Below are 12,572 nucleotides of genomic sequence, written 5' to 3'. Positions count from 1 at the left end.
CGCATCACGTTATTCTTTCGTGATGACTTCGTCTAAATTTAACAGGGTATTTGCCGTAACAGTCAACGCGGCTCGCCCGGGCGATACGCTCATACAATCTAACAACTTCCGGGCTTCGTCGGGATGCTGACGATACTGCGCTTCGGTTGTTCGGTAGAGTTTGGCCAATATAGCTAACTTTTGAGGAGCCAGCGGCCGCACCATCACCCGTTGAAAACCCGCCTGAATCTGCGCTTCGGGAGAACGTCCGTGCTGGAGCATGTAATCCGCCAGCTTCTGGGCAGCCTCTACGTAAACCGGGTCGTTCAGCGTAACCAGCGCCTGCAGCGGGGTATTTGTTCGCAGACGACGTAACTGACAGAACTCACGGCTTGGGCTATCGAACGTAACCATCGACGGGTAGGGGGCGGTGCGTTTCCAGTACGTGTACAACGCGCGCCGGTGCATGTCTTCGCCCGTGCTTTGCTTCCAGGTTTCGCCGTCGTAGGGCGACTGCCAGATACCTTCTGGCTGTACAGGCATTACACTTGGCCCAAATTGTTTCGGGCTGAGCAGTCCGCTAACGGCCAGGGCCTGATCGTGCACCGCTTCGGCCGACAGGCGAACGCGCGGGCCACGCGCCAGCAGCTTGTTGAATGGATCTTTGGCCAGTAACTCGGGAGATGCCTGTGAACGCTGCCGGTACGTTGCCGACATTACCATCCGTTTCAGAAGCTTTTTCACCTGCCAGTGATCGGTTTCCATAAACTCAACGGCCAGATAGTCCAGCAGTTCTCGGTGCGTCGGTGGAATCCCCTGCGTGCCCATATCTTCGACGGTCTCAACGATGCCGGTGCCGAATAACTGTTCCCAGAATCGATTGACGGCCACCCGAGCCGTCAGTGGGTTTTCCCGGCTAATCATCCAACGGGCCAGCCCAAGCCGGTTTTTTGGAAGGTCCGGGTTCATTGCCGGGAATGACTTTGGCACGTCGGGGGTAACGCGTTTTCCTTTCACTATCCAGTTCCCCCGCTCAAACACATACGTTGGGCGCGCCAGATCACCCGTGCCGTCGAGCATGATGGGTGTCTGTTCGACATCGGCGTTTAACAGGTCGACCAGCAGTTGTTCTTTAGGGCCAGCTACGTCAGCGGGCTGACCCGGCATACTCGGCTGAAACGATACCCATTTGATCATCACCCAATCTTGCGGAGATTTTGGGCTGTTCAACGACAGATAAAGATCATGACGGCCCTGCACCTGGGGCAACGGAATCAATTGAATGGTGTCGTTCCATTGGCTACCGGTTTTGGGTACCGGCATAACAGCTAAGACAGGGCCGTCTGGTTTATCCTGCCGGAGCGTAACGGTTGCGTTCTGTGCTTTTGTGCCCCAGGCAATCAGCAGCCGTCGCTTGTTGGTTAACGTTACCTGTTTGATACGTACCGAGCCTTTATCCTGAAAACCGAAGTATTTAGCGTCCAGCAGGGATGCGTTTACGAGCTGATCGAAATCGTGCGAATTGATTTTCGGTTCAATTGTTCGGGCCAGTTGCACCCAGCGGCTTACTTCACTTTGAGCCTGCCTAGGCTGGGTCGTTGAGGTGATGTACTGCCTGAGTTCAACGAGTTTCAGCGAGTCGGCGGGTTTATAAAACCGTAGGGTAGGGGTGTCGCTGGTTACGTCCTCATCGCGCGCATTGTTAAAAAAAGCAGCGAATTTGTAATACTCTTCGTGAACGAAAGGATCGTAGGGGTGACTGTGGCACTGGACGCAGGAGAAGGTAGTGCCCTGCCAGACATCCCAGGTGGTGTTGACCCGGTCGAGTAGGGCCGCAACGCGGAATTCCTCATCCTGCGTGCCGCCTTCATCGTTGTTCATCGTATTGCGGTGGAAGCCCGTAGCTACCAACTGATCGTCGGTTGGCAAGCCACCACCGGGTCCGGTCAGTAAATCTCCGGCCAACTGCTCAACCGTGAACTGATCGAACGGCTTATCGTCGTTAAAGGCCTTGATTAACCAGTCCCGGTAACGCCAGATTTTCCGGCCGGGGTCGCGTTCGTAGCCTTTTGTATCGGCGTAACGGGCCAAGTCAAGCCACATACCTGTCCAGCGCTCACCGTAGGCCGGAGCATTTAGCAGCCGATCGACCACTTTCTCATAGGCATTTGCCTCTTCATCGTTCAGAAAATCAGCTACTTCTTTTTCGGTGGGTGGTAGCCCGGTCAGATCAAGCGAAACCCGTCGGATGAGCGTAGCCCGGTCTGCTTCCGGCGAAGGCGTTAACGATTCCTGACTCAGTTTATCGACTATAAAGTAATCAATTTCGTTTTTGACCCAATTGACTTCGTCGTTGCCAGCCAAACCCGGAAAGGTGATGCCTAACCGGCTCCAGAACGTACCGATCTTGGGCAGTTCTGGCTTTTCGACGGATAGATACGCCCAGTGATCACCCCATTTAGCGCCCTGGTTAATCCATTTGCGGAGCAGATCAATTTCTTCGGGATTTAACGCAGGATGGTCAAGCGGCATGCGCTCGTCGGGATCGTCCAGTGTCAGCCGCCGAATCATCTCGCTGCCCTCGGCATCGCCCGGAATAATGGCTGGTTTGCCGGACTTTGCCGGAGCCAGCGCTTCGTGTCTGAACAGCAGCGAAAATCCCGATGCCTTTTTTACCCCACCGTGGCAGGCAATGCACTGTTTGTTCAGCAGGGGTTTGACCTGCGTATTATAGGAAACTCGCTGCTCAAAAATGCCCAGGAACGACGAAAGCGTTAACGCGATCGCGACTCCGGCAGCACCCCAAACAAGCCATTGCGTTTTCATAAGCCAGTACAAAGACATCCTACACTGAGCGTAAAAGTCAGTCAGGTTGATTTTGTACTGTATGAATCTGAGAAGCTTACTAGTTTGACGGAATTCGGGCTGCGGCTAACGCACTTGCTCAGGCGCAGACACTTACTTTACGCGAACATCAACCTGCGCCGTATCGTCTTCCCCGTTGTCGAGGCCATTGTTCGGGGTAGAATCCGGGTCAGGCCGACCGGCTCCTGAAATCTGAACGGCCCCAATACCCCGTCCGCTCGCTACAGCAACGGCTTTGAACCGTAACGTAACAGAACCGCCCACGTCCAGGCTGCTAACTCCGCCGACCAGGTTGCCTCCCGATAAGGCTAAATCATCGCCCGGAACAAAGGTTTGTCCAGCCGGCAAGTAAGCCGTTACACTGAGGCCGGGAGCCGGTAAACCACCCAGGTTGGTGATCGTTATGGAATACGTGATTACCTCGTTTACGGCCGGAGTTCGGTTATCAACCGACAGCCGAACGCTTACATCAGCTTTGTTTGGGTCAGGTGCGGGCTGGTTGCTGCTCACAGGAGGTAAAGGCACCTGATCGGGATTTGGGGATGCAAATACGGCCCCGCTCAATTCGAGTGTGCGGAAGTCGACTTCGGCGGCATCGTCCTGTCCATCGCCGGTACCCGAACCGGGCTGGCTATCTACATCCGCTGCTGAAGCCTGAACAATCTCGGCCGCATTCCGGTATACCCCGGCCACCGTTGGTTGGGCCACAAAACTCAGTGGTACTATGGCACCAGGCGTTACGTTGTCAACTGTACCGGTTAAAACACCATTGTTCAGGGACAGTCCGGAAGTAGATATTACCGCCAGATTATTGGGTAGCCGATTACGGACGACAACGTTATTGACAGTTGTGCTGCCCTCATTACGTACAAGAAGGGTTATTGTTACCTGTTTGTTTACAGAAAGTGAGCGCTCACTTACCGTCATGGCCAGACTAAGATCCGCAGAGGCTGGCGGCTGGTTGGTTATGCGAAACGGGTTCGATGGCACGGCCGGTAAGGCAGGCGACGTAGCGACCACCCGTATCCGGAATTGACCACTCTGATAGGCAGCGGGTAGGGTTACCCGGACCGGGCTCGTTGAGCCACTGCCCAAAACGGCTTTAAACTGCCCTGATATGTCCAGTAGTTGTACCTGCCACTGATTATCTCCCGCAAAGGTGCCCAACGTCGAGAACGGAACGTCTATGGTTGAACCGGGTGCTATCGATCCGGCTACATTGCCCGTCACGGCGAACTGCGAAGGGGTAATGGGTTGGGCATTCTGGAAAAAAGCGTCGTTCAGGCTGTTGTTCCAGTTGCGGGCGAAGCGCGACAAACCCATATCGGCCGGAATGGAAGCCGGGTTAAGGTAATAGCGCGGGTGGGGCGAAGGACGAACACTATTCCGGAAGTGAACATCAACAGTGTTGGCATTTCGGTTTTGAATGGTGTCGTTAAAAGGCCCCTGAAATACGTTGAAATTAGGCGTAGCGATTACGGCTTCCTGCTGGGCAACCACAGCCGGCGTGGTCACCTGTCCGTTGAACGAGGCTCTGGCGATCACCCACGGCATGCTGCGGTTGCCAAAGTCCTGGCGTGTTTTTTGAATCAGCGCCCGCAGCCGATCAGCGTATTGGGGTATTTCGTTACGTGCTACGTCTCCTTCGGCTTCGCCCTGGTGCCATAGGATGGCCCGTACACCCGCCATCGACGCGTAGTACTGAAGAACGTTTTTAAGGTTTGTATAAGGTTGTAAGTATGGCCAGTTCTCAACGCAGTAATAGGCGTTACAGGTTGGCGTGCCGTTGGCCGATTTTAACCAGTTGTCAATAGTAGAGCCGTCCCAGCCTGTTACGTAGTAGGCGACCGGAACGTTATACCGGTTAACAATGTAGTCGCCCAACTCACCCCATCCCCATGAACTTTCAGCCATCGGAAAGATGCGGTGACCGGCTGTCAGGGGTTTAAACACGGGTACAGGAAATGGATCACCCACCGACACCAGCGCCTGCGCACCCGGTGGATACGAATGGTTAATAGAATCAATAGACGTAACGCGGCCGGTAGCCGTTCCTAAATCATTGTCGCCGATCCCCAATCCCCGCGAATTTGATTGACCGGCTGTTACGAATACTTCCCCAATACCGACGGGATCTACTACGGTCTGAGCTACTGTCGTGTTGCCAACTACCGAGCGTACCGTCAGGGTGTACCAGCCGCCGGATGCGGTTATAAAACCAAGAAACAGGTTGTTGGCGGGGTTTGTCTGTATGGTTTGCCAGCCCGTATTGGTTCCCTGACCGGCAGCTACCGGCGTCAACTGAGCTTCGACCCGATCAACGGCACCGGTTAGTCGACCCGAGATATAGATTCGCCCGTTTCCATCGGCTCCGCGCTGTACAACCAGGCGCGGCATGGGATAAGATACTTCTAGTTGAGCGAACGCAAAAAACGGCAGGCTGACAAGCAGTAGCAGCCCCAGAAAACGAGGAACCATCTAAGGGTGGGAAAATTCTACCGCAAAAATAGAGATAAAGTTTGTCTCCGACGTAGACCTAATTCTGAATAAAGTAATCTACTGGTGCGGATCGGCCCGGAGTCGCTGACTTTTGCCATCTTCGCCCAGCTTGAGCCGGGCAAGACGATCAACAAAAAAGGCGGATGTTGCCACCCACCTTCTCATTCAAACTATACTGAGTAATTTACACTTTTCCCCGCAGATAATCCGCCGTGAAATTTTCGCCCTGAGGCAGCTTCACCATCTCTTCCGGAGTACCCGTAAACGTTACGTAGCCGCCGGTGTCGCCACCTTCGGGACCAAGGTCAATGATGTGGTCAGCGCTCTTGATTACTTCCATATTATGCTCAATAATCAGGACGGAGTCGCCCTGGTCGACTAAGGCGTTAATAGCTGATAACAGCTTACGAATGTCGTGGAAGTGCAATCCCGTAGTCGGTTCGTCGAAGATAAACAACGTACTGCCTTTGTTTGGATTACCCTTGCTCAGGAACGAAGCGAGTTTAACCCGTTGCGCTTCTCCACCTGATAACGTATTGGCCGACTGCCCTAAACCGATATAGCCCAAACCGACATCCTGTAGGGGGATAAGTTTATCGGCCATTTTAGGGTCGGCTTTGCGGAAAAAGTCAACGGCTTCGTCGACGGTCATGTCGAGGATATCCGAAACGTTTTTATCCTGCAAGGTAACCTCCAGCACTTCCTGCTTGAAGCGTTTGCCGCCACAGCCTTCGCATTTCAGGTAGATGTCAGCCATGAACTGCATCTCGATCTTCACTTCGCCTTCGCCCTGGCACACTTCGCAGCGACCGCCATCTACGTTGAACGAGAAATGGCTGGGCTTATACGCCCGCGCTTTGGCAACGGGCTGATCGGCCATGACTTGCCGGAGATAATCGTAGGCTTTGATGTACGTTACCGGATTGGAGCGCGACGACTTGCCAATCGGGTTCTGGTCGATCATTTCGACGGCCTGGATGCGGTCGAGCGAACCGGTTAGTTCGGTGTATTTACCGGCTTCTTCGGCGGCATCGCCTTTCTGACGTACCAGAGCCGGGTACAGCACTTTCCGAATGAGCGTACTCTTACCGGAACCGGAAACTCCCGTTACCACCGTCAACGTATTCAGCGGAATGCGCACATCGACGTCTTTCAGGTTGTTTTCGCGGGCTCCTTTCAGTTCAATAAAATTCGTCGCCTTACGCCGGAATGTCGGTACGGGTACCGTTTCACGACCCGTCAGGAAATCGAGGGTGTGCGAAGGCATAAACCCTGGCAACAGGGTATCAGGGCGGGTTTCTTCCGTAATTTCTTTCCACGTTCCCTGAAACACCAGGTGACCACCTAACGAACCGGCATCCGGACCAATATCAATCAGCTGATCAGCGGCCCGCATAACTTCTTCCTCGTGCTCGACGACAATAACCGTATTGCCCATGTCGCGCAGCGATTCCAGTACGCTCACCAGCCGTTTCGTGTCGCGGGGATGCAGGCCAATACTGGGTTCATCGAGGATATACATCGATCCGACCAGCGCCGAACCCAGCGACGTAGCAAGTTTTATGCGTTGGTACTCCCCACCCGACAACGTATTCGTCAGGCGGTTGAGTGTCAAGTAGCCTAGGCCAACGCGCTCCATATAATCGAGTCGATTTCGGATTTCGATCAGAATGCGGTTTGCAACCTGATGCTGATGTTCGGGCAGTTGCAAATCGCGGAAAAAAGCCGTCACCTGCGTTAGGGGCATCAGGACCAGATCGGTGATTGACTTGCCCACTACTTTTACGTAACCAGCGTCTTTTCGTAAGCGCGAGCCCCGGCATTCCGGACAGGTCGTTTTACCCCGATAGCGCGACAGCATCACCCGATACTGCACCTTGAACGTCTGACTCTCTACGTACGCGAAGAAGGCGTTCAGCCCATCGAAGTATTTATTGCCCGTCCAGAGCAGTTCCTGTTCGGCGGGTGTTAACTCTTTATAGGGCCGGTGAATCGGGAAGTCGAAGCGAATGCCGTTTCTGAGCAAAGGTTTCAAGAACTCTTCGCTCATCTTTTCGCTCCGCCAGGGCATAATAGCTCCTTCAAAGACCGATAAGTTTTTGTCGGGGATAACCAGGTCCGGGTCGATACCCAGCACTTTTCCAAAACCGTCGCAACGGCGGCAGGCTCCGTAAGGATTATTGAACGTAAACAGATTGACGCTCGGCTCTTCGAACGAAATTCCGTCCAGTTCAAACTTGTCGGAAAACACTCTCGACTCTTTGCCCACTACGTCGACGCGGCAGGTGCCATCGCCTTCGCTGAAAGCCGTTTGCACCGAATCCGAAAAGCGGTACTGGGTATCTTCATCCGGGCTGCCTTCGGCGTCCAGAATCACCGTACCCCGGTCTACTAACAACTCCAGATCACCCTGATTTGGTAAGGCATTAACGGCCGCCAGATCCTGCTCCAGCAACTCTTCGATCTGCTGAACCTGCCCGTTGACGACAATACGTGTGTAGCCTTTCTGGAGCAGTATTTTCAGTTCATAATCGAGCGTGCGCCCCGCGTGAATCAGCAGGGGCGTCATGATCATGACCCGCTGGCTATCCTCATGCGAGAAGATGTAGTTGATAACATCCGTAACCGTATCCCGCCGTACTTCCTGACCCGAAATAGGCGAGTAGGTTACGCCCGCCCGGGCAAAGAGCAACTTCAGATAATCGTAAATTTCGGTGGACGTTCCAACCGTTGAACGTGGATTTCGGGTCGATACTTTTTGTTCGATGGCAATGGCCGGAGAAACGCCCTTAATGTATTCGACTTCGGGCTTTTCCATCCGGCCTAAGAACTGCCGGGCGTAACTGCTCAGGCTCTCGACATACATGCGCTGGCCTTCGGCAAACAATGTATCAAAGGCTAAGGATGACTTGCCCGAGCCCGACAGACCCGTTAACACAACCAACTGATTGCGAGGGATGGCAACGTCTATTCCTTTAAGATTATGTACTTTCGCCCCCTTGATAATTATAAACTGTTTGGGGTCGAGGTGGTCAACGGAACGCGGTTGTTCGGCATTCCGGCGTTCGGTTTCCGCAGGTTGAGTCATTCGGTTGAAGTAGGGTAAACTCTATCTTATTTTTAACGGTTTATTTTGAAATATGGTTTCTCCAGGCTGTGATTCTCGTTGAGGGTCTGAAGTTACCAAAATCAATACGTTACCTGCGGCTGCAACGAGTACATACGTACTGCCGTATACTGTATTCAGAACGATGGAGTTTGCACAGGGTGATATCATTCGTTTGACTGCTGCGCTGATGATGGGCGGAGTTATTGGTGCGGAGCGGGAGTATCATGGTAAAGCGGCCGGATTTCGGACGATGATCTTAATTTGTGTTGGGTCGGCTTTATTTACCCTTGTATCAGGCCGGGTCGGCAGCTCCGATGACCGCATTGCCGCCAATATTGTCAATGGCATCGGATTTCTGGGCGCGGGAATTATTCTGCGCGAAGACAACCGGGTACGAGGGTTAACAACAGCGGCTACCGTTTGGGCGGTATCGGCGCTGGGCATGTGTCTGGGAAGTGGTCTTTATGACATCGCGCTGATCGGGTTCGCGTTCATTATCGGTCCGTTATTAATCCTGGCTAATCTTACCCGACGCATTCAGAGACTCAATCAAACGCGCGATTATAGGATCGTAACGGCCTTTCGGAATAAGACGCTTGATCAGTACGAGGAGTTTTTTGAAGAGTGCGGGCTGTCTCCCTCGCGCAACCAACAGCAACGTATCGGCGACCAGATCATTGGCCAATGGCGGGTCGAGGGCTCGGAAAGGAACCACGAAAAGTGCATTAAACGTTTACTCAACGATCCCGAAGTAAAAGAATTTACGTTCTGATTTCGTTATTAGTGTTGATTTTCTATTTTGTCTAAACAAACATGAATTATATTCAGAAGTTGCTGTTAATCACAGCATTATTAAGTAGTAGTGTTGCATTCGGGCAGCTCACCGCCGACCCCGAAGATCGCCAGGAGCAGGGTAAAGACCCGCTGCGGACGCAAACGCCCGAGGGTCGCCCATTGCCGTTTGGCCAGCGGCTCCGGTTCGGGGGCGGCATCAACGGATTCCGGTTTGGGAATCCCTTCAGCCTGGGAGTATCGCCGGTTGTTGCCTATCAGGCTACCGAACGGATGCTGATTGGTGTCGGTGGAAGCTATACGTACACTCGTTATAAATTGCCCTACTACGTGCCAACCACGTATAATCAATACGGCGGACGCGGGTTTGTGATGTACGAAGCGTTACCGGCCATTATTCCGAATCTGTACCTGCACGGTGAAATTGAAAACACGACGATTCAGGTTAAAGAGGATCAGTCGGGGCAAAAAGCAAGTGTTGGTCTAACCGCGCCTTTGCTCGGCCTGACGTACTCGCAGCCAATTTCCCGGCGGTTCGGCGTTAACCTGACCGCCTTGTACAACCTGAACGACAACAACATTGCGCGTTCTATTTACGGCAGTCCATTCATCATCCGGTTGTCCTTTTTCTAATACTAAGTCGTCTATTCGTGAGCGGGTAAGGCAGCAGATGGTCATCTGCTGCCTTACCCGCTCTTCCTTTCGGGGCTTTTCCCTAACTTTGGCCTGACTTATTACCCGTCCGTATGCTGTTCAGTTCGGCCATTTTTTTGTTTTTGTACCTGCCGGTTTTCCTGATTGCTTACTACCTGCTCCCGCATCGCTGGCGGAATGCGTTTCTGTTCGGCGCGAGCCTGGTCTTCTACGCCTGGGGGGAAGGTCCAGTCGTGTTGGTTCTGCTGCTATCCGCCCTGATCAATTTTATCGCTGGTCGACTGGTCGAAAATGGTCAACGCCGGACTGGTCTGATGCTCTCGCTGGTTGGCAGTCTGTCGCTGCTGTTTTACTATAAATACACTAACTTCCTGGTCGACTCAGTACATGGCTTTGCCGAAGCGCTAACCTTGCCGGTAGCCGATAATCTGGCCCTGGCTCAGATTGCCCTACCCATCGGGATTAGCTTTTATACGTTTCAGGGCATTTCGTATACGCTGGATATTTACTGGGGACGTATCAAAGCCAATCGCAGCTTTTTAGATTACGGAACCTACGTAGCGATGTTTCCGCACCAGATTGCCGGCCCGATCGTTCGCTATGCCGACATCGCGCCTGAGCTGGCCGACCGCACCGTTACGATTGAAAAATTTGGAGTAGGGGCGGAGCGGTTTATTCTTGGTCTGGCCAAAAAAGTCTTGCTGGCTAATACGTTCGCTAGCCTGGCCGATACCATCTTCAACGCTTCACCGAACACGTATTCCACGGCAACCGCCTGGCTGGGTATTGTCGCCTACAGCCTTCAAATCTATTTCGACTTCTCGGGCTATTCTGATATGGCTATCGGCTTAGGTAAGATGGTTGGTTTCGACTTCAAAGAAAACTTTAATTACCCCTACATTTCCCGTTCGATACAGGACTTTTGGCGACGTTGGCACATCTCGCTGTCGAGCTGGTTTCGCGACTATCTGTACATTCCGCTCGGCGGCAACCGTGGCAGCAAAGCCCGAACGTATCGCAACTTGCTGATTGTCTTTTTTGTGACCGGGCTGTGGCACGGTGCCAGCTGGAATTTCATCATCTGGGGACTCTACCACGGTCTGTTTTTGCTCATCGAGCGGGCCGGGTTAGGGAAACGGCTCGAACGCGTCTGGCCGCCTATTGCGCATATCTATACCTTGCTTGTCGTCCTGATCGGTTGGGTGTTCTTCCGGGCCGAAGACCTGACGTCAGCCCTGGCGTATCTGCAAAAAATGGCGGGGCTGGTACCCGCAGCTGATCAGGTAGCGTATCCGCTGTCATATTTTATGTCCGCCGAAGTTATTGTCTCGCTGGTGGTTGGGTGTATCATTGCAACTCCGGTTTATCACCAGTTTCAAACGTTCTGGCACCGGCTGCTGGCGCGCGTCGTTACGTCGCCGACCCGGTTTACGCTGGACGCGGCTTATGTGCTGGGGTTGGTTGGTCTATTTGTGATGGCGGTGGCGTATCTGGCGGCCGACACCTACAATCCATTTATCTATTTTAGATTTTAATCTGCTATCAAAGCCGCTCCGTTCGGCGATCTGTTATGTTCCGGTCAAAGCTCATTGCTTACGTTTTTGCGCTCCTGCTGCTGCTGCCAATGCTCGATCAGGTGTTGGGGCTATCGACCCGGTTCAGCAGTACCGAAAATCGGCAGATGAATGGTGTTCCCCCGTTGAATTTTCCGCACGTACGCAGTTTTGTTAAGCAGTTCGATCAGTACTACAAAGAGAATTTTGGGTGGCGTAACGCCCTGTTTTACGCTTACAGCCGCTGGAAACTCTATGTACTGCGCGAGTCGCCCCTGCCCGAAAAAGTTGTTGTTGGTAAGAAGGGATGGTTTTATCTGGGTAATAGCTACAATAACGTCGTGGATCAGCACCGGGGTCTGCAACCGCTTTCGGCTGATTCCGCCCGCGCGATTGCGAACCATCTGCAACGGCGGCAGCAGGAACTGGCGCGTCAGGGTATTCGTCTCTACGTGTTTATCGCGCCTGATTCGCACACCATCTACCCGGAGCATCTGCCCGATCAGTTGCAGGTCAGTTCGGAACCGACGCGGCTGGACGTGTTGAAGAAGGCGGTAGTGCAGCAAGGGCTTCCGCTGATCGACGTACGCGATACGCTATGGGCCGCCAAGCGTAATCATGTCGTATACAACCAGACAGATACGCACTGGAATGATTACGGTACTTTGGTTGGTTGCGCCCGCCTGATCAACTACATCCGGCGGGATGAGCCGTCTATTCCGGCTATGCGTTTAAGCGATTTTCAGGTTGAAAAACAGCGCGGCATTGGGGGCGATCTGGTCCGTATGCTGACCGTTCAGGACGACATGAAAGACCCGGTTTATTATTTTATAAAACCCGTCGCGGCTCGCACGGCCAACCAGACAGAAACGGTACCGAATCCGGCGTTCGGTTTCCCGTCCACCCGTTACGTTGGTCCGGGCACGAAGAAACTGTTGTTTATTGGTGATTCGTTCAGCCACAGTATGATGCAGCTCCTGCCGGGTTATTTCCGGGAATCGTTTTTTGTGCGGGACAATAAGCTGGCAACGACCTTAGTGCAGGCCGAAAAGCCGGATCTGGTTGTTATCGAAGTCGTTGAACGCAACATTAGCTATCTGGCGACTTTCTGAATATTTGCC

General features: G+C 53.1%; 7 protein-coding genes. 4 read left to right on the top strand and 3 right to left on the bottom strand.

The features are described 5' to 3' along the window. Nucleotides 1-9: 9 nt before the first annotated feature. The 3 genes from ACYVBJ_RS01840 to uvrA all read right to left on the bottom strand — a co-directional run bounded on the left by ACYVBJ_RS01840 (nucleotide 10) and on the right by uvrA (nucleotide 8,431). On the bottom strand, nucleotides 10-2,805 hold the full coding sequence (locus ACYVBJ_RS01840; protein WP_460980594.1) for a DUF1553 domain-containing protein: 2,796 nt from the start codon (nucleotides 2,803-2,805) through the stop codon (nucleotides 10-12). A 132-nt stretch (nucleotides 2,806-2,937) separates the two neighbouring features. Further along, entirely contained in the window at nucleotides 2,938-5,322 is a 2,385-nt protein-coding gene (locus ACYVBJ_RS01835; protein ID WP_460980593.1) for a sialate O-acetylesterase, read from the bottom strand. Between the two features lie 205 nt (nucleotides 5,323-5,527). Further along, a complete protein-coding gene (uvrA, locus tag ACYVBJ_RS01830) occupies nucleotides 5,528-8,431 on the bottom strand; it encodes an excinuclease ABC subunit UvrA (RefSeq protein WP_460980592.1) in 2,904 nt (967 codons plus the stop codon). Between the two features lie 163 nt (nucleotides 8,432-8,594). On the opposite strand from uvrA, the gene ACYVBJ_RS01825 reads away from it, so the two are divergent. From ACYVBJ_RS01825 to ACYVBJ_RS01810, 4 genes are all read left to right on the top strand, one after another. Next, nucleotides 8,595-9,224, top strand: a complete 630-nt coding sequence (locus tag ACYVBJ_RS01825) for an MgtC/SapB family protein (RefSeq protein ID WP_460980591.1) — start codon at nucleotides 8,595-8,597, stop codon at nucleotides 9,222-9,224. Between the two features lie 41 nt (nucleotides 9,225-9,265). After that, a complete protein-coding gene (locus tag ACYVBJ_RS01820) occupies nucleotides 9,266-9,877 on the top strand; it encodes a hypothetical protein (protein WP_460980590.1) in 612 nt (203 codons plus the stop codon). Between the two features lie 113 nt (nucleotides 9,878-9,990). Beyond that, nucleotides 9,991-11,433, top strand: coding sequence for an MBOAT family O-acyltransferase (locus ACYVBJ_RS01815; protein ID WP_460980589.1), 1,443 nt, complete (start codon nucleotides 9,991-9,993; stop codon nucleotides 11,431-11,433). Nucleotides 11,434-11,468: 35 nt separating this feature from the next. Continuing rightward, entirely contained in the window at nucleotides 11,469-12,563 is a 1,095-nt protein-coding gene (locus ACYVBJ_RS01810) for an alginate O-acetyltransferase AlgX-related protein (protein ID WP_460980588.1), read from the top strand. The last annotated feature ends 9 nt before the right edge of the window (nucleotides 12,564-12,572 follow it).

The sequence above is a fragment of the Spirosoma fluminis genome (genome assembly GCF_054778895.1).
Note: the sequence above shows the minus strand (reverse complement) of the source record. Positions and strands in the feature narration are given on the sequence as shown.